Origin of the sequence: Streptomyces lucensis JCM 4490 (assembly GCF_014650035.1) — a bacterium.
GTDB classification, from domain to species: domain Bacteria; phylum Actinomycetota; class Actinomycetes; order Streptomycetales; family Streptomycetaceae; genus Streptomyces; species Streptomyces lucensis.
In genome coordinates, this window is the sequence record NZ_BMUE01000017.1 from 105,323 (window position 1) to 123,905 (window position 18,583).

Annotated in this window: 16 protein-coding genes; 12 read left to right on the forward strand and 4 right to left on the reverse strand. The window is 71.6% G+C overall.

The window, feature by feature from the left end; all coding sequences use genetic code 11:
* Positions 1–10 precede the first annotated feature (10 nt).
* From ilvN to serA, 3 genes are all read left to right on the forward strand, one after another.
* Complete coding sequence (gene ilvN / locus IE177_RS29600) at positions 11–535, forward strand: acetolactate synthase small subunit (protein WP_190018544.1); 525 nt, start codon at positions 11–13, stop codon at positions 533–535.
* Between the two features lie 118 nt (positions 536–653).
* Positions 654–1,652 carry a ketol-acid reductoisomerase gene (gene ilvC, locus IE177_RS29605; protein WP_190018545.1) on the forward strand — a complete coding sequence of 333 codons (999 nt, stop codon included), beginning with the start codon at positions 654–656 and terminating at the stop codon, positions 1,650–1,652.
* 273 nt (positions 1,653–1,925) lie between these two features.
* Positions 1,926–3,515: a phosphoglycerate dehydrogenase gene (serA, locus tag IE177_RS29610; protein ID WP_190018546.1), complete on the forward strand. Its 1,590-nt coding sequence runs from the start codon at positions 1,926–1,928 to the stop codon at positions 3,513–3,515.
* 66 nt (positions 3,516–3,581) lie between these two features.
* Here the strand turns inward: serA and IE177_RS29615 are convergent, their stop codons facing one another.
* Positions 3,582–5,114, reverse strand: a complete 1,533-nt coding sequence (locus tag IE177_RS29615) for an MFS transporter (protein ID WP_190018547.1) — start codon at positions 5,112–5,114, stop codon at positions 3,582–3,584.
* Positions 5,115–5,211: 97 nt separating this feature from the next.
* On the opposite strand from IE177_RS29615, the gene IE177_RS29620 reads away from it, so the two are divergent.
* The gene (locus IE177_RS29620) at positions 5,212–5,784 is read left to right on the forward strand and encodes a TetR/AcrR family transcriptional regulator (RefSeq protein ID WP_190018548.1); all 573 of its coding nucleotides are present in this window, start codon (positions 5,212–5,214) and stop codon (positions 5,782–5,784) included.
* Between the two features lie 21 nt (positions 5,785–5,805).
* On the opposite strand, the gene IE177_RS29625 is transcribed toward IE177_RS29620, so the two are convergent.
* Positions 5,806–7,041, reverse strand: coding sequence for a PucR family transcriptional regulator (locus IE177_RS29625; protein WP_190018549.1), 1,236 nt, complete (start codon positions 7,039–7,041; stop codon positions 5,806–5,808).
* Between the two features lie 143 nt (positions 7,042–7,184).
* On the opposite strand from IE177_RS29625, the gene IE177_RS29630 reads away from it, so the two are divergent.
* Positions 7,185–8,165: a proline dehydrogenase family protein gene (locus tag IE177_RS29630; protein ID WP_190018550.1), complete on the forward strand. Its 981-nt coding sequence runs from the start codon at positions 7,185–7,187 to the stop codon at positions 8,163–8,165.
* 63 nt (positions 8,166–8,228) lie between these two features.
* A complete protein-coding gene (pruA, locus tag IE177_RS29635) occupies positions 8,229–9,860 on the forward strand; it encodes an L-glutamate gamma-semialdehyde dehydrogenase (protein WP_190018551.1) in 1,632 nt (543 codons plus the stop codon).
* An 82-nt stretch (positions 9,861–9,942) separates the two neighbouring features.
* Here pruA and IE177_RS29640 read toward each other — a convergent pair whose 3' ends face one another.
* Complete coding sequence (locus IE177_RS29640) at positions 9,943–10,821, reverse strand: alpha/beta fold hydrolase (RefSeq protein ID WP_190018552.1); 879 nt, start codon at positions 10,819–10,821, stop codon at positions 9,943–9,945.
* 70 nt (positions 10,822–10,891) lie between these two features.
* On the opposite strand from IE177_RS29640, the gene IE177_RS29645 reads away from it, so the two are divergent.
* Complete coding sequence (locus IE177_RS29645) at positions 10,892–11,431, forward strand: GNAT family N-acetyltransferase (RefSeq protein WP_190018553.1); 540 nt, start codon at positions 10,892–10,894, stop codon at positions 11,429–11,431.
* Between the two features lie 265 nt (positions 11,432–11,696).
* Complete coding sequence (locus IE177_RS35515; protein WP_268253189.1) at positions 11,697–11,828, forward strand: hypothetical protein; 132 nt, start codon at positions 11,697–11,699, stop codon at positions 11,826–11,828.
* 56 nt (positions 11,829–11,884) lie between these two features.
* Here IE177_RS35515 and IE177_RS29650 read toward each other — a convergent pair whose 3' ends face one another.
* A complete protein-coding gene (locus tag IE177_RS29650; protein ID WP_190018554.1) occupies positions 11,885–13,444 on the reverse strand; it encodes a purple acid phosphatase family protein in 1,560 nt (519 codons plus the stop codon).
* Between the two features lie 143 nt (positions 13,445–13,587).
* Between IE177_RS29650 and IE177_RS29655 the strand changes: the two genes are divergently transcribed.
* The 4 genes from IE177_RS29655 to IE177_RS29670 all read left to right on the forward strand — a co-directional run bounded on the left by IE177_RS29655 (position 13,588) and on the right by IE177_RS29670 (position 18,571).
* On the forward strand, positions 13,588–14,631 hold the full coding sequence (locus IE177_RS29655; RefSeq protein WP_190018555.1) for a 3-isopropylmalate dehydrogenase: 1,044 nt from the start codon (positions 13,588–13,590) through the stop codon (positions 14,629–14,631).
* Positions 14,632–14,872: 241 nt separating this feature from the next.
* Positions 14,873–15,961: a branched-chain amino acid aminotransferase gene (locus tag IE177_RS29660; RefSeq protein WP_190018556.1), complete on the forward strand. Its 1,089-nt coding sequence runs from the start codon at positions 14,873–14,875 to the stop codon at positions 15,959–15,961.
* Positions 15,962–16,154: 193 nt separating this feature from the next.
* Positions 16,155–16,850 (forward strand): urease subunit gamma, encoded by a 696-nt coding sequence (gene ureA / locus IE177_RS29665; RefSeq protein ID WP_190018557.1) that lies wholly within the window; start codon positions 16,155–16,157, stop codon positions 16,848–16,850.
* The gene (locus tag IE177_RS29670; protein ID WP_190018558.1) at positions 16,847–18,571 is read left to right on the forward strand and encodes an urease subunit alpha; all 1,725 of its coding nucleotides are present in this window, start codon (positions 16,847–16,849) and stop codon (positions 18,569–18,571) included. The genes ureA and IE177_RS29670 overlap by 4 nt, the downstream gene beginning before the upstream one ends.
* Positions 18,572–18,583: the final 12 nt, after the last annotated feature.

Genomic DNA, 18,583 nt, shown 5'->3' on the forward strand with positions numbered 1-18,583 from the left:
AAGACCAGACATGTCCAAGCACACGCTCTCCGTCCTGGTGGAGAACACGCCCGGCATCCTCGCCCGGATCGCCGCCCTGTTCTCCCGCCGCGGCTTCAACATCGACTCGCTCGCGGTGGGCGTCACCGAGCACCCCGACATCTCCCGCATCACCATCGTGGTGAGCGTCGAGGAGTTCCCGCTGGAGCAGGTCACCAAGCAGCTCAACAAGCTCGTCAACGTGCTCAAGATCGTCGAGCTGGAGCCCGGTCAGGCCGTCCAGCGCGAACTCGTCCTGGTGAAGGTCCGCGCCGACAACGAGACCCGCTCCCAGATCGTGGAGATCGTCCAGCTGTTCCGCGCCAAGACCGTCGACGTCTCCCCGGACGCCGTGACGATCGAGGCCACCGGGTCCAGCGACAAGCTGTCCGCCATGCTCAAGATGCTGGAGCCGTACGGCATCAAGGAGCTGGTGCAGTCCGGCACGATCGCGATCGGCCGCGGCGCCCGCTCGATCACGGACCGCTCGCTTCGCGCACTGGACCGATCCGCGTAAGGCTGAACAGGGGCGGCCGGTGCGCACCGTCCGCCCGTATGCCGAGATCCCGAACCTTCCTTCCCCCTCACCGGCATACGGTGGGAGCACAACCTGCACACCAAGGAGAGAACCCAAAGTGGCCGAGCTGTTCTACGACGCTGACGCCGACCTGTCCATCATCCAGGGCCGCAAGGTCGCGGTCATCGGCTACGGCAGCCAGGGCCACGCCCACGCGCTGTCGCTGCGCGACTCCGGTGTCGACGTCCGTGTCGGTCTGCACGAGGGCTCCAGGTCCAAGGCCAAGGCCGAGGAGCAGGGCCTGCGCGTGGTGACCCCGGCCGAGGCCGCCGCCGAGGCCGACGTCATCATGATCCTCGTCCCGGACCCGATCCAGGCCCAGGTCTACGAGGAGTCCATCGCCCCGAACCTGAAGGACGGCGACGCGCTGTTCTTCGGTCACGGCTTCAACATCCGCTTCGGCTTCATCAAGCCCCCGGCCGGCGTGGACGTCTGCATGGTCGCCCCGAAGGGCCCGGGCCACCTGGTCCGCCGCCAGTACGAGGAGGGCCGCGGCGTTCCCTGCATCGCCGCCGTCGAGCAGGACGCCTCCGGCAACGCCTTCGCGCTGGCCCTGTCCTACGCCAAGGGCATCGGCGGCACCCGGGCCGGCGTCATCAAGACGACCTTCACCGAGGAGACCGAGACCGACCTGTTCGGCGAGCAGGCCGTGCTGTGCGGCGGCACGGCCGCGCTGGTGAAGGCGGGCTTCGAGACCCTGACCGAGGCGGGCTACCAGCCCGAGATCGCCTACTTCGAGTGCCTGCACGAGCTGAAGCTGATCGTGGACCTCATGTACGAGGGCGGCCTGGAGAAGATGCGCTGGTCCATCTCCGAGACCGCCGAGTGGGGCGACTACGTCACCGGCCCGCGCATCATCACGGACGCCACCAAGGCCGAGATGAAGAAGGTCCTCGCCGAGATCCAGGACGGCACCTTCGCCAGGAACTGGATGGACGAGTACCACGGCGGCCTGAAGAAGTACGACGAGTACAAGAAGCAGGACTCCGAGCACCTGCTGGAGACCACCGGCAAGCAGCTGCGCAAGCTGATGAGCTGGGTGAACGAGGAGGCGTAGGCCTCACGCCGGGGCCGGGGCGAGGACTGCTCCGGCCCCTTCGGCGAACCAGGGGTAACGTCGGAGTCCCCGTTGGAAACGCGGCGTTGTCCACCCCGTCCAGCCACGGACGGGTGATCCTTCCGCAGCGGCGCAATGCGACGCACGCGGCGCCACTACACTTCTGCACAACAACGCGTCAGGCCCACAGCGTCGTGCGTCTTCCACGCGGCTAGCACCCCTCCGCCAGCGGCCGTCGGGACGGCCGTCCGCATTGGACTTGTGAGGACTCACGTGAGCTCGAAACCCGTCGTACTCATCGCTGAAGAGCTGTCGCCCGCGACCGTCGACGCGCTCGGCCCGGACTTCGAGATCCGGCACTGCAACGGAGCCGACCGAGCCGAACTGCTCCCCGCCATCGCCGACGTCGACGCGATCCTGATCCGCTCCGCCACCAAGGTCGACGCGGAGGCCATCGCGGCCGCCAAGAAGCTGAAGGTGGTCGCGCGAGCCGGCGTCGGCCTGGACAACGTCGACGTCTCCGCCTCCACCAAGGCCGGCGTGATGGTCGTCAACGCCCCGACCTCCAACATCGTGACCGCCGCCGAGCTGGCCTGCGGTCTGCTCCTCGCCACCGCCCGCAACATCCCGCAGGCCAACGCCGCGCTGAAGAACGGCGAGTGGAAGCGCAGCAAGTACACGGGCGTCGAGCTGGCCGAGAAGACCCTGGGCGTCGTGGGCCTGGGCCGCATCGGCGCCCTCGTCGCCCAGCGCATGTCGGCCTTCGGCATGAAGGTCGTCGCCTACGACCCCTACGTGCAGCCCGCGCGGGCCGCGCAGATGGGCGTCAAGGTGCTGTCCCTGGACGAGCTGCTGGAGGTCTCCGACTTCATCACCGTCCACCTGCCCAAGACGCCCGAGACCCTCGGCCTGATCGGCGACGAGGCGCTGCGCAAGGTCAAGCCGAGCGTGCGCGTCGTGAACGCGGCCCGCGGCGGGATCGTCGACGAGGCGGCGCTGTACGCGGCGCTGAAGGAGGGCCGGGTCGCCGGCGCCGGCCTCGACGTGTACGCCAAGGAGCCGTGCACCGACTCGCCGCTGTTCGAGCTGGACCAGGTCGTGTGCACCCCGCACCTCGGCGCCTCCACGGACGAGGCGCAGGAGAAGGCCGGCATCGCCGTCGCCAAGTCGGTGCGCCTCGCCCTCGCCGGTGAGCTGGTGCCGGACGCGGTGAACGTCCAGGGCGGTGTGATCGCCGAGGACGTCAAGCCCGGTCTGCCCCTCGCCGAACGCCTCGGCCGCATCTTCACCGCCCTCGCGGGCGAGGTCGCGGTCCGCCTCGACGTCGAGGTCTACGGCGAGATCACCCAGCACGACGTGAAGGTGCTGGAGCTGTCCGCGCTCAAGGGCGTCTTCGAGGACGTCGTCGACGAGACGGTGTCGTACGTGAACGCCCCGCTGTTCGCGCAGGAGCGCGGTGTCGAGGTGCGCCTGACCACCAGCTCCGAGTCGGCCGAGCACCGCAACGTGGTGACCGTGCGCGGCACGCTGGGCACCGGTGAGGAGGTGTCGGTCTCCGGCACGCTGGCCGGCCCGAAGCACGTGCAGAAGATCGTCGCGGTCGGCGACTACGACGTCGACCTCGCCCTCGCCGACCACATGGTCGTCCTGCGCTACGAGGACCGTCCCGGTGTCGTCGGCACCGTCGGCCGCATCCTCGGCGAGGCGGGCCTCAACATCGCCGGCATGCAGGTCGCCCGCGCGGCGGCGGGCGGCGAGGCGCTGGCCGTCCTCACCGTCGACGACACGGTGTCCGCCGGGGTGCTGGCCGAGGTGGCCGCCGAGATCGGTGCGACGTCCGCCCGCTCGGTGAACCTGGTCTGACCTGACCGACGCGAGAAGCGCCGGACGGGCCGACGTCGGTCGGCCCGTCCGGCGCTTTCTCGTGCCCTACTTCTCCGCGGCCTCGCCCCCGATCCGCCGCAGCGTCAGCGCGGCCCCCACCGCCGCGAGCGCCAGGATCACCGCGCCGGCGACCGCCACGCCGTGCATCCCGTCGGTGAAGGCCTGCCGAGCGGCGGCGATCAGCGTCCCGCCGCCGCCCGGCTGGTGGGCCGCCGTGGCCAGGGCGCCGCCCAGGGTCTCGCGGGCCTCGGCCGGGGCCGTGGCCGGCATGCCGTGGCGGTAGAGGGCCGTGCCGATGGAGCCCAGGACCGCCATGCCGAGCGCGCCGCCGAACTCGGTGCCGGTCTCCATGAGCGAGGACGCCGTACCGGCCCGCTCCACCGGGGCCGTGCCCATGGCCAGGTCGGTCAGCTGGGACATCACCGCGACCACTCCGCAGGCGAGCACCCCGGCCGCGGTCAGCACCAGCCACAGGGAGTCGGTGCCGGTGAAGGCGAGCAGCGCGTAACCGGTGGCGGTGACCGCGAAGCCGCCGGCGACGACGTACGCCCGGTTCACGCCCCGCTGGACGAGCTGGGTGGTGAGCGGTGCGGCGACACCGATGAACACCGACGGCAGCAGGCTCCACAGGGCGGCCGCCAGCGGGCTCTTGCCGAGGACCGACTGCAGGTACTGGGTGGTGAAGATCGCCGAGCCCATCATGCCGAACGCGGAGACGAGGGTCAGGACGAGCGCCGGCGAGAAGCCGTGGCCCCGGAAGAGGGCCGGCGGGACCAGCGGTGAGCGGGCGGTGCGCTGCCGGTGGACGAACAGGGCCGTGAAGAGCAGGCCGACGGTGACGGAGACGACGTACAGCGGGTGCCAGCCCTCGGAGGGGATCTCCTTCAGGCCGTAGATCACGGGGAGCACGGCGGCCATCGACAGCGGGACGCTCACCAGGTCGAACCGGCCGGGCTCGGGGTTCCTCGACTCCGGCAGCAGCACCGGGCCGAGGAGCAGCAGCAGCGCCATCGCGGGCAGGTTGACCAGGAAGACCGAGCCCCACCAGAAGTGCTCGACGAGGATGCCGCTCATCACCGAGCCCAGGGCGATGCCGCCGGTCATCACGCCGGACCACAGGCCGATCGCCTTCGCCCGCTGGGCGGGGTCGGTGAACATCGTGCGCACCAGGGCCATCGTGGACGGCATCAGGGTCGCGCCGCCGATGCCGAGGACGGCGCGGGCCGCGATCAGTGTCCCGGCGCTGTCCGCGTAGGCCGCGAGGAGCGAGGCGGCGCCGAAGGCCGCGGCGCCCATGAGGAGGAGCCTGCGGCGGCCGATGCGGTCGCCGAGGGAGCCCATCGTCATCAGCAGCCCGGCCAGGACGAAGCCGTAGATGTCGAAGATCCACAGCTGCTGCGTGCCGCTCGGGTGCAGGTCGGCGCTGATCGCCGGGGTGGCGAAGTACAGGACCGACACGTCCATCGAGACCAGCAGCAGCGGCAGCATCAGCACGCCGAGCGCGGTCCACTCCCGGCGTCCGGCGCGGGTGGAGGGGGTCGGGGGTGCGGTCGGGGAGGTGCTCGTCCGGTTCGTCATGCCAAGGAATGTACGGGTGTCTTAAACGCTTGTCTAGAACGCTTGTATAAGTCATCTGTCTAGGACGGTTGTATGGATCGACGGGTAGGGTGACGGCATGGGACACCGTGAGGATCTGCTCGAAGGCGCCAAGAGCTGCCTGCTGGAGAAGGGCTTCGCGCGCACCACGGCGCGCGACATCGTCAAGGCCTCGGGGACCAACCTGGCCTCGATCGGCTACCACTACGGGTCGAAGGACGCCCTGCTGGCGCAGGCGTACGTCGCGCTGGTGGAGGGCATGTCCGGCGCCTTCGACGCGGGCGCCGGCCCCGAAGGGGCCCCGGGGTCGCTGGAGCGGTTCCGGTGGGTGTGGTCGCGCATCGCCGACACGATGCGCGAGCCCGGCTCCGTGTGGCGGCTCAGCATGGAGGTCATGACCATCGAGCTGCCGGGGGTCCGCGCCCACCTGGCCGCCGCCCAGCGGGAGGGCGGACGCGGCCTGGTGGCGCTGCTCATGGGCATGCCGGAGGAGGAGGTCTCCGACGAGGCCGCGGACACGCTCGGCCGCTTCTACCTGACCCTGATGACCGGCCTCATCGCCCAGTGGACCTTCGACCCCGAGACGGCCCCCGACGGGGAAGCCCTGACCGAGGGCCTGCGGCAGGTCGTGGAGGCGGCCCGGGAGAACTGACCCGGGCGCCCGGGCGGCCCGTCACAGCCGCGCGCGCTTCAGGGCCATGTGCAGCAGCAGCCGGTCCTCGCCGTCGTCCAGGTCGAGGCCCGTCAGCTGCTCGACGCGGGACAGGCGGTAGTAGAGGGTCTGCCGGTGGATGCCCAGCTCGGCGGCGGTGCGCCCGGCCTGCCCGGCGCGGTCGAGGTAGACCTCGGCGGTGCGGGCCAGCTCGCGGTGGGCGGGGGAGAGCAGCGGGCCGGCCACCGGGTCGTGCGCCGACTCCGGGGGCAGCGCGGTCAGCAGCCGGTACGGCCCGATGCGCCCCCACTCCGCGACCGGACCGAACCGCGGCTCGGCCAGCGCGGCGCGTGCCGCCGCGGACGCCTGCCGCCAGACCTCCCCCAGCTCGGTGAGCCCGATCCGGGGCTCACCGACCCCGGCGGCGGCCACGGCCCTGGACCGGCGCGCGCCCCGCGCCCCCTCCGACTCCTTCAGCACCCGCGCCGCGGCCGTCAGCGCCGGCGCCGCCACGTCCGCCGAGCGCAGCCGCACCAGCACCGCAAGGCTCTGGGCCGTGGCACCCCACGGGAGCGTGCACAACGCCGTGGCGTGCGGGATCGTGCGGGCGGACGGCGCGTCGTCCGGATCGGCCGACGGCCAGGGGGCCACGCACACCAGGGTGTGCGGGCCGTCCGCACGCGCCCCCAGGGCGGTGCGCAGCTCGGCCACCGCCATGTCCTGCTGCCAGCCGCGCTCCGAGGTCAGCACGGCCCGCAGCTCCCGGCCGAGCCCCGCCCCCGCCTGCTGCTCGTCGGCGAGCAGGGCGCCGATCCGGCCCGTGACCCGCATGGCCGCGTCCAGCTGGGCCTCCGTCGGACCCGGGTCGTCGTCCAGCAGCCACACGTAGCCGAGGACCACGCCCCGGTGGCGTACCGGCAGGCAGATGCGTCCGCGGTAGACGCCGGCCTCCGGAGTCGGCGGAATGCGCACCGGTCCCGTCGCGCGGGTGATGCCGAACCCCTCGAACCACGTCCGCACCGCCGCCGTGGAGCGCCGGGTCAGGATCGATCGGGTGCGCACCGGGTCCAGGGCCGACGGGTCGAGGTCGCCCTCGCTGTCGTACGCGCCGAAGGCGATCAGCTCGAAGTCCCTGTTCTCCAGGGTCGCCGGGACGCCCAGCAGCTCCGAGACCTCGTCGACCAGCTCCTGGTAGTCAGCCTTGTAGTCCGACGTCACCCCCGTATTCTCCCGCATTCCCGCGCCGCCTTCATACATCTGTCTGAGATCGCGTGCACGGATGCGTGACAGCTGTCGATGGCTGACGATCGGAGAAATCCATAGGTTTCACGGTGGTTCTCCGTGCCGTACCCGAATCGTCGGGTGACGGCCGTTTCGGTGCTTGTCTGTGGAGGTGCCCCGTGCTGGGTCCCGTGATTCTCGCCGCGTCGCGCAGCGACCGGATGCGACGCCTGATCTCGGCGGCCCCGGTCACCAAGCAGGTCGTCGACCGCTTCATCCCCGGCGAGACCGTGGCCGACATCGTCCCGATCGTCCGCGAGCTGACGGCCAAGGGCCTGGAGCTGACGATGGACGTCGTCGGCGAGGACATCACCACCCCGGAGCAGGCCTCCGCCGCCCGGGACGCCTACCTGGAGCTGATCGGCCGGCTCGAGGAGCTGGAGCTCGGCGAGAAGGTCGAGATGTCGGTCAAGCTGTCCATGTTCGGCCAGGCCCTCCCGTCGCCCGCCACCGCCCTGATCGATGGGCCCTCCGGGCCCGCCCCCGCATTCCAGGGCGGCCACGAGCTGGCCCTCGCCAACGTCCGCCCGGTCGTCGAGGCCGCCGCCGCCATCGGCACCACCGTCACGCTCGACGCCGAGGACCACACCACCCTGGACTCGATGTTCGCCATCCACGAGGAGCTGCGGAAGGACTTCCCGCAGACCGGCTGCGTCATCCAGGCCTACCTCTTCCGCACCGAGGCCGACGCCCGCCGCCTGGCGGAGTCCGGCAGCCGCGTGCGCCTGGTCAAGGGCGCCTACAAGGAGCCCGCCGAGGTCGCCTACCAGCAGAAGCACGAGATCGACAAGGCCTACGTGCGCATCCTGAAGACACTGATGGAGGGCGAGGGCTACCCGATGATCGGGTCCCACGACCCGCGCCTGATCTCCATCGCCCAGGAGCTGGCCCACCAGGCCGGCCGTAAGCTCGACGAGTACGAGTTCCAGATGCTGTACGGCATCCGCAGCGACGAGCACCTGCGCCTGGCCGCCGAGGGCCACCGCATGCGCGTCTACACCGCCTACGGCACCGACTGGTACGGCTACTTCATGCGCCGCCTGGCGGAGAAGCCGGCGAACCTGCGCTTCTTCCTCCGCAGCATGGTCAGCAAGGGCTGAGCCGGCCGCCCTCCCACCCACCTCCCCGCGACACCCGCTCACGTACAAGGAGTTACGGATCTCATGGACGCTGTGACCCAGGTCCCCACCCCCGTCAACGAGCCGGTGCACGGCTACGCCCCCGGCTCGCCCGAGCGCGCCCGCCTGGAGGCCAAGCTCAAGGAGCTGGCGCAGAACCCGATCGACCTGCCGATGACCATCGGCGGCGAGAAGCGGATGGGCGGCGGCGAGACCATCCAGGTGGTCCAGCCGCACAACCACAAGTCCGTCATCGGCACCCTGCGCAACGCCACCCGGCAGGACGCCCAGGACGCCATCGACGCGGCCCTGGCCGCCGCGCCGGCCTGGCGCGCCATGGCCTTCGACGACCGCGCCGCGATCATCCTGCGCGCCGCCGAGCTGCTGGCCGGCCCGTGGCGCGAGACCATCGCCGCCTCCACCATGCTCGGCCAGTCCAAGACCGCCCAGCAGGCGGAGATCGACAGCCCCTGCGAGCTGGTCGACTTCTGGCGCTTCAACGTCCACTACGCCCGCCAGATCCTCGCCGAGCAGCCCCCGGCGAACTCCCCGGGCGTGTGGAACCGCCTGGACCACCGCCCGCTGGAGGGCTTCGTCTACGCGATCACGCCGTTCAACTTCAGCGCGATCGCCGCGAACCTGCCCACCGCCCCCGCCCTCATGGGCAACGTGGTGGTCTGGAAGCCGTCCCCGACGCAGACCCACGCGGCCGTCCTGCTCATGCAGCTTCTGGAGGAGGCGGGCCTGCCCAAGGGCGTCATCAACCTCGTCACCGGCGACGGCATCGAGGTCTCCAAGGTCGCCCTGGAGCACCGGGACCTCGCGGGCATCCACTTCACCGGTTCGACCAAGACCTTCCAGTACCTGTGGAAGACGGTCGGCAACAACATCGAGAAGTACCGCTCCTACCCGCGCCTGGTCGGCGAGACCGGCGGCAAGGACTTCCTGGTCGCCCACCCGAGCGCCGATCGCGCCGTGCTGAAGACCGCCCTGACCCGCGGCGCCTTCGAGTACCAGGGCCAGAAGTGCTCGGCCACCTCCCGCGCCTACATCCCGGCGTCCATCTGGAACTCCGGTTTCAAGGAGGAGTTCGCGGCCGAGGTCGACTACCTGACCATGGGTGACGTCACCGACCTGTCGAACTTCATCGGCGCCGTGATCGACGACCGTTCGTTCGCCAAGAACAAGGCGGCGATCGACCGCGCCAAGCAGGACCCGACCTGCACGATCGTCGCGGGCGGCACGTACGACGACTCGGTCGGCTACTTCGTCCGCCCGACGGTGATCGAGTGCACCGACCCGGAGAACGAGGTCTTCACGACCGAGTACTTCGGCCCGATCCTCGCGGTCCACGTCTACGAGGACGACAAGTACGACGAGATGCTGACCCAGATGGAGTCGGTGTCGGACTACGCCCTCACCGGTTCGGTCGTCGCGAACGACCGCGCGGCGGCGGCGTACACGATGGAGAAGCTCCGCTTCGCCGCGGGCAACTTCTACATCAACGACAAGTCGACCGGCGCCGTCGTCGGCCAGCAGCCCTTCGGCGGCGGCCGCGCCTCCGGCACCAACGACAAGGCCGGCGCCCCGCAGAACCTCCTGCGCTGGACCCTGACCCGGGCCATCAAGGAGACCCTGGTCCCGCCGACCGACTACGCGTACCCGCACATGGGCTGATCCGCCCTCCCGTGACCACGGGCCGGGAAGCCTGCCGACGAACGAGCAGGCTCCCCGGCCCGTCGCCATGTCCGGCGGGCGCTCAGCCGCGCGGCAGGCGCCGGTCGAGGAAGTCCCGCATCAGCCCCGCGATCTGGTCCGCGTGGGTCTCCAGGGCGAAGTGACCTGCGGGCAGCAGATGGATCTCGGCCTCGGGCAGGTCCCGGCGGAAGGCGAGCGCGCCCTCGGGCACGAAGATCTCGTCGTGGGCGCCCCACACCGCGAGCAGCGGGACCCGGCTGGTGCGGAAGTACTCGTGGAAGGCCGGGTAGAGCGCGAAGTTGGCGCCGTAGTCCGATATCAGGTCGAGCTGTATCTCCGCCTGCCCCGGGCGGGCGACCCGCGCCGCGTCGTGCTCGTAGGCGTCGGGGCTGACCAGCGTGGGATCCGGGACGCCGTGCAGGTACTGCCACTTGACGCCGTCCAGGGTGTAGATCTCCCGCACGGCCGCCTCGGTCTCGGGCGTCCGCTTCTCGATCAGCGCCAGCACCGGAGCCCAGGCCTCGGCGCCGAGCCCTTCCTCGTAGGCGTTGCCGTTCTGCGTGACGATCGCGGTCACCCGCTCCGGATGCGCGAGGGCGAGGCGCAGGCCGATCGGGGCGCCGTAGTCCTGGATGTAGAGGGCGTACCGCTCCAGCCCCAGCAGCCGGGTGAACTCCTCTGTCACCGAGGCCAGTTCGTCGAAGGTGTACCGGAACCCGGCGGCGTCCGGCGCCGCCGAGCGGCCGAAGCCGACGTGGTCCGGGGCGATGACCCGGTACCGGTCGGCGAGCAGCGGGATCAGGTCCCGGAACATGTGGGAGCTGCTCGGGAAGCCGTGCAGGAGCAGCAGCACGGGCGCGCCGGCGGGGCCGGCCTCGCGGTAGTACACGTCGAGACCGCGGACGCTGACGGTGCGGTGGTGAACCCGGTGAGTAGCCATGGGAGCAGTCCAGCACGCCCATGCCTAACCAGTCAAGGCGTTTTGAAAGGTTAGATGCGATACTGGCGGCATGACCATCCGCGCCCGCCTCGCCCATACCGCCGAGCTGGACCCCGCCGAACTCCGCACCGTGCGCGCCCTGTTGGACGACGCCTTCGACGGTGACTTCTCCGACGAGGACTGGGACCACGGGCTCGGGGGCATGCACGTGCTCCTGTACGACGGCGCCGGACTCGCCGCCCACGGGTCCGCCGTGATGCGCCGCGTGCGTCACCGCGGGCGCTGGCTGCGCGCCGGTTACGTCGAAGCCGTCGCCGTACGGGCCGACGTGCGGCGCACCGGGCTCGGCGGGCGGGTGATGGCGGAGCTGGAGCGGCTGATCGACCGGGCCTACGACCTCGGCGCGCTGGCCGCGAGCGACGAGGGCGCCCTGCTGTACACCGCCCGCGGCTGGCAGCGGTGGGCGGGGCGGCTGCACGCCCTCTCGCCGGACGGGATCGTGCGGCTTCCCGAGGAGGAGGGGTACGTGTATGTGCGGCCCGCGCTCGCCGGGACCCTCGACCCCACCGGGGACCTCGTCCTGGACTGGCGGGACGGGGACGTCACCTGAGTCCCCCGGATGCACGAAGTGCCAGCTCAGGGCGGTGTGATCGGGGTCGCCGTCTCAGATAGTAGGAAGTCCGAGTAATTGTGCAGACAGACAGGGCCGGCTCCCTTAGTTTTGTAGGAGCCGAACGTCTCGCCAGATCCGGCGAATGGCGGTCGTGAGCCGGGCCCCGTGCAGGCAACCCCTGCGGCCCCCGCTCCCCGCCCCTTCCGGCGTCTCGCAACCCTCCCCCGACGTACTCCACGTTTGCCCGAAGGAGTCGATTTCCATGGCCGAGACGACCGTCCGCCGCCGCGTCCGCCACGTGACCCGCACGAGCGAGTCCGACCGCCAGAACGCCGCCGCCGCCCTCCAGCGCGCCCTCGACCGCCGGGACAACGGCGGCGAGACCGGCCACTGAGCGACGCCGCCGCGCACCACCGAGCCGGGAGCCGCACCCGGGGGTGCGGTGCGGCCTCACCCGCCGCGCCGCACCTCGAAGTGGTCGATCCGCCGCCCATCCTGCGCCAGCGCCGACACCGCGAGCCGCGGTGAGGTGCCCGCCCGCGCCTCCACCGTGAGGAGCGAGAAGCCGGTGTACCTGACCCGCGACCACTCCGCCGTCTCCGGCGCGCGGTCCTTGCCCTCCGTCCAGTGGAAGGTCTCGACCGCCTCGTGCCGGGTGACGTGCCCCTCGTAGCTGTCCTTGACACCGGAGGGGAAGGCGTACAGGTCACGGCCGCCGCCGCCCGCGGTGACGTAGACGATTCCGTCCCGCGTGGGGTCGGTGGCGCCGCCGACCGGCACCGCCCGGCCCACCCTGCCGCTCCTGATCGCGTCCGTGCGCTCGTACACGTGGTTGTGCCCGTTGATCACCAGGTCCACCTGGTGCTTCGCGAACAGCGGCAGCCACTGGGCGCGCACCCCGCCGTCGGAGGCGTGCTGCGAGGTCGAGTAGGCGCAGTGGTGGAAGAAGACGACCACGAAGTCCACGCCGTCGGCCGCGCGCAGCCGGCCCAGCGTCCGGTCCAGCCAGGCCGTCTGCCGGCCGTCGCTGTTACCGCGGTTGACGGGGATCTCGTACGACACGTCGTTGGCGTCCAGCGCCACGAAGCCGACGTTGCCGTAGGTGAACGTGTACGCCCCCGGTGTGCCGTGCGGGTCGAAGCCGTTGCCGGGCAGGGAGAACCGGGCCAGCTGGCCGCCGTAGCCGTCCGGCGAGTACCAGGCCTCCATGTCGTGGTTGCCGGTCGTCACCATCCAGGGCACGGACCGGGCGACCGGCTCGTTCTGCCGCAGGAACAGGTCCCAGAAGGCGGGGTCGTAGCCGTCCGTCGTGTGGCCGGTGCCGCTGACGTCCGCGTAGCAGATGTCGCCGGCGTGCAGGTGGAAGGCGGGCCTCTGACGCAGCATCAGATGGTCGTTGGCGTCCGCCGCGCGGCCCACGCCCTGGTCGCCGAAGGCCGTGAACACGAACCGCTCCGGGCGCGCGGGCGCCGTGCGGAAGGAGGCGACGGCCGGGCGGTGGGCGGGGGCGGCGGGGTCCCAGCCGTCGTGGCCCACGCCGTAGTAGTACGTCGTACCGGGCGTCAGACCGTCCAGGGCCGCGTGCACGTAGTACTGCTCCAGCGCCGGCCGCACCCCCCGCACCCCCGGCGTGTGCAGCTCGCGCACCTCGGCCTCGACGCGGTGACCCAGCTCGTCGGGCCGCAGTCCGACCCGCAGGTACGGCCGCCGCACCGCGAACGGCACCTGCCACGAGACCCGCATGCGGGTGCGGGGGTCGGACCCGAAGGCCAGATGGCGTCCGAACGGGCGGACCGCCGAACCCGGCACCCTCGGGGCCGCCGCTGCCGCCGGCCTGGCGTCGGAGGAGCCGGCGGAGGCGGAGCAGCCGGTCAGCAGGCCGCCCGCCACCGCGCCCGCCGTCACCAGGGCGCGGCGGCGGACCACGCGGGTGCGCAGGTACTCGTACTGCTCGGCCATGGTCATCCGCTCCGCGAGCGGACGCGGGATGCCGACGTCTGGGGTCTCCATGTCCGGGAAGCTTCCACCGGCCGCCAACGCCCGCACCACGCAGGGGTGAACGTCAGCCGACCGGGTGGCACCGGGTCCGGACGCGTTGTCCGGATGGCGGACAGTGCGTGTCATCACCTGGGACGAGGAGTAGGGTGCCCGGCATGTCTCGCAGCATCAATCTCGCAGTGATCCCCGGTGACGGCATCGGCCAGGAGGTCGTGGCCGAGGGTCTGAAGGTCCTCTCCGCCGTCCTGCCGCAGGATGTGAAGCTGGAGACCAAGGAGTACGACTTCGGCGCCAGGCGCTACCACGCCACCGGTGAGACCCTCACCGACGCCGACCTCGACGCCCTGAAGCGGCACGACGCCATCCTGCTCGGCGCGATCGGCGACCCGTCGGTGCCGTCCGGCGTCCTGGAGCGCGGCTTCCTGCTCAAGCTCCGCTTCGCCTTCGACCACCACGTCAACCTGCGCCCGTCCAAGCTCCTGCCGGGCGTGGCCACCCCGCTGGCCGGCCAGCCGGAGATCGACTTCGTCGTCGTCCGCGAGGGCACCGAGGGCCCGTACACCGGCAACGGCGGCACCATCCGCAAGGGCACCGAGCACGAGATCGCCACCGAGGTCTCCGTGAACACGGCCTACGGGGTCGAGCGCGTGGTCCGCGACGCCTTCGCCCGTGCCCAGGCCCGCCCGCGCAAGAAGCTCACGCTGGTCCACAAGAACAACGTGCTGACCTTCGCCGGGCACCTGTGGACGAACGTCTTCAACAAGGTGGCCGAGGAGTACCCCGAGGTCACCACCGACTACATCCACGTGGACGCGGCGACCATCTATCTGGTCACCGACCCCGCCCGGTTCGACGTCATCGTCACCGACAACCTCTTCGGTGACATCATCACCGACCTCGCCGCGGCCGTCTCCGGCGGCATCGGCGTGGCCGCCTCCGGCAACATCAACCCCGGCGGCGAGTTCCCGTCCATGTTCGAGCCCGTCCACGGCTCGGCCCCGGACATCGCCGGACAGGGCAAGGCCGACCCCAGCGCCACGGTCCTGTCGGTCGCCCTGCTGCTGCGTCACCTCGGCTACGACGCCGAGGCCGACCGCATCGACGCCGCCGTCGCCGCCGACCTGACCGAGCGCTCCTCGCTCGGCGCCCGCAGCACCGCGCGGATCGGCGACGCGCTCGCCGCGCGAGTAGCCGGCTGATCCGGCGCTCCACCCCCACAAGCCGCCGGGTCACCGCACCCGGCGGCTTCCTTGTGTCCCCGCCGGGTGCCACCATCGACCCCTGGGCCGCTTTCACCCCCGTTCCGCCCGCCGAGGGCCCCGCGCGATAATCGAACACGGAGCCGCGGTATGAGGGAAAGCTCGGACGTCCTAGGACTGCCGACTGGCAGTATGGGCGTGAGCGCGGCCCGCCTCTACGACCGGTGAAGGACAACCACTCATGACGACGCCCACGATCGAGCTCAAGCCGTCCGCCCACCCCCTGGCCGCCGCCGAGCGGGAGGCGATCCTGGCCAGCCCCGGCTTCGGCCGCCACTTCACCGACCACATGGTGACGATCAAGTGGACCGAGGGCCGCGGCTGGCACGACGCGCAGCTCGTCCCGTACGGCCCGATCTCCCTCGACCCCTCCACCCACGTCCTGCACTACGGCCAGGAGATCTTCGAGGGCCTGAAGGCGTACCGGCAGCCCGACGGCTCGATCGCGGTGTTCCGTCCCGAGGCGAACGCCCGCCGCTTCCGCAACTCCGCCCGCCGCATGGCCATGGCCGAGCTGCCCGAGGAACTGTTCATCGCCGCGCTGGACGCGCTGCTCTCCCAGGACGCCGACTGGGTCCCGCCGCACGGCGGCGAGGAGTCCCTCTACCTGCGCCCGTTCATGTTCGCCACGGAGGCCGCGCTCGGTGTCCACCCGGCGAACGAGTACCTGTTCATGCTGATCGCCTCCCCCTCCGGCGCGTACTTCGCGGGCGGCGTCAAGCCGGTCACCATCTGGGTCTCCGAGGACCACGTCCGCGCCGTCCCGGGCGGCACCGGCGACGCCAAGACCGGCGGCAACTACGCGGCCTCCCTCCTTCCGCAGGCCGAGGCCGCCGCCAACGGCTGCGACCAGGTCGTCTACCTCGACGCGGTGACCCGCACCAAGGTCGAGGAGAGCGGCAGCATGAACGTCGCCTTCGTCTACGGCGACCGGATCGTCACCCCCTCCCTCACCGGTTCGATCCTGGAGGGCATCACCCGCGACTCCCTCCTCCAGGTCGCCCGCGACCTCGGTTACACCGCCGAGGAGGGTGTGATCACCCTGGAGCAGTGGCGCGCGGACGCCGCCTCGGGCGACCTCACCGAGGTCTTCGCCTGCGGCACCGCCGCCGTGGTCACGCCCATCGGTCACGTCAAGACCAGGACGGACGCCTGGACCCACGGCGACGGCGAGCCCGGCCCGGTCACCGTGCGCCTGCGAGAGGCTCTGCTCGGCCTGCAGCGCGGCATGACCGAGGACAAGCACGGCTGGATGCACAAGATCGGCTGACGCCCCCCGCTCACCCTGAGGGCCGCCCCGGACGCTCATCGTCCGCGGCGGCCCTCGCGCTTTCCGGGCTCTCGCCTCGGTTAGAGCAATGCTCAATCTGAAGAGACCGGAATACGAGTCAGGGCTTCCGTTTCGAGTGTGGACGTGTTTAGAGTGATGCTCTAACGTGTTCAAGCCAAGGAGGTGCCGCGGCGTGAGACTGACCCCCACGGAACGCGACCGGCTGCTGCTCTTCGGGGCCGCCGAGCTGGCCCGGGCCCGTCGCGCACGCGGCCTGAGGCTGAACGTGCCGGAGGCGACCGCGCTGATCGCGGACACCGTCTGCGAGGCCGCCCGGGACGGCAGGCGGCTCGCGGAGGCCGTCGAGGCGGCCCGCTCCGTCCTCGGCCCCGAGGACGTGCTGCCGGGCGTCGCCGACGTCGTCACCGAGGTCATGGTGGAGGCCGTCTTCGACGACGGCTCCCGGCTCGCGGTGGTCCCCGACCCCATCGGCGGCGGCCTCGGTGAGGACGCCCCCGGCGCGCTCCTGCCCGGGGCGCGGCACGCCGACCCGGAGCCGGCCCTCCGGCTCCTCGTCACCAACACCGCGACCGTGCCGGTCTCCGTCACCTCCCACTTCCACTTCTTCGAGGCCAATCCCCGCCTCTCCTTCGACCGTTCGGCCGCCTACGGCAAGCGGCTCGCCGTGCCCGCCGGCTCCTCGGTCCGCTTCGGGCCGGGGGAGAGCGAGGAGGTCGGCCTCGTACCGATCGGCGGCGAGCGGATCGCGATCGGTTTCGCCGGGCTGGTCGACGGGCCGCTGGACGCCCCCGGAGCACGGGAGGAGGCCCTGCGCAGGGCCTCCGCCTGCGGATACCTGGGAGCCGCCGCGGAAGGGGACGGGCGATGAGCCGCTCGAAGGGGCGCGAGGTCAGCCGGGCGGTCCACGTCGACCCGCACGCGTACGCGGCCACCCACGGTCCCCGGGCCGGCGACCGCGTCCGCCTCGGCGACTCGGGTCTGACCGTCCGCGTCGAGTCCGACTCCCAGCGCTACGGCGACGAGTTCCTGGCCGGCTTCGGCAAGACGGCCCGCGACGGACTGCACCTGAAGGCCGCCGCCGTCCGCGACACCTGCGACGTCGTGATCAGCAACGTCCTCGTGATCGACGCCGTCCAGGGGATCAGGAAGGTCTCCATCGGCGTCCGGGAGGGCCGCATCCACGCCATCGGGCGCGCCGGCAACCCGGACACCCTCGACGGGGTCGACGTCGTCGTCGGCACCGGCACCTCCATCGTGTCCGGCGAGGGACTGATCGCCACCGCCGGGGCCGTCGACACCCACGTCCACCTGCTGTCGCCGCGGATCATGGAGGCATCCCTCGCCTCCGGCGTGACCACGATCATCGGGCAAGAGTTCGGGCCGGTGTGGGGCGTCGGCGTCAACTCGCCCTGGGCGCTGCGCCACGCCTTCGGCGCCTTCGACGCCTGGCCGGTCAACATCGGCTTCCTGGGCCGGGGTTCGTCCTCGCACGAGGCCCCGCTCGTGGAGGCGCTGGCCGAGGGCGGGGCGAGCGGTTTCAAGGTGCACGAGGACATGGGCGCCCACACCCGCGCCCTGGACACCGCCCTGCGCGTCGCCGAGGAGCACGACGTCCAGGTGGCCCTGCACAGCGACGGGCTGAACGAGTGCCTGTCGGTCGAGGACACCCTGCGCGTCCTGGAGGGCCGGACCATCCACGCCTTCCACATCGAGGGCTGCGGCGGCGGGCACGTGCCCAACGTGCTGAAGATGGCCGGCGTCCCGAACGTCATCGGCTCCTCCACCAACCCCACCCTGCCCTTCGGCCGGGACGCGGTCGCCGAGCACTACGGCATGATCGTCTCCGTCCACGACCTCAAGCCGGATCTGCCCGGCGACGCCGCCATGGCCCGCGACCGCATCCGCGCCGGCACGATGGGCGCCGAGGACGTGCTGCACGACCTGGGGGCGATCGGCATCACCTCCTCCGACGCCCAGGGCATGGGCCGCGCCGGCGAGACGGTCCGCCGCACCTTCGCCATGGCCGGCAAGATGAAGGCCGAGCTGGGCCCGATGGAGGGCGACGGCGAGGGCGACGACAACGCCCGCGTCCTGCGCTACATCGCCAAACTGACCATCAACCCGGCCATCGCGCACGGCCTCTCCCGCGAGGTCGGCTCCATCGAGGCCGGCAAGCTCGCCGACATCGTGCTCTGGCGCCCCGAGTACTTCGGGGCCAAGCCGCAGCTCGTCCTCAAGGCCGGCTTCCCGGCGTACGGCGTGGTCGGCGACCCCAACGCGGCCACCGACACCTGCGAACCCCTCGTACTGGGGCCGCAGTTCGGCGCGTACGGCGCCACGGCCGCCGATCTCTCGGTCGCCTTCGTCTCCCGCGCGGCCGCCGACCAGGGCAACGACACGATGCCGACCCGGCGCCGCCGGGTCGCCGTCCGCGGCACCCGGGGCATCGGCCCCGCCGACCTGCGGCTGAACGCCCGGCTCGGCGCGGTCGACGTCGACCGGCGCACCGGCCTGGTCACCCTCGACGGCGACCCGCTGCGCTCGGCGCCCGCCGACTCCGTCTCCCTCAACCGGCTGTACTTCCTCTGAGCCAAGGACCTG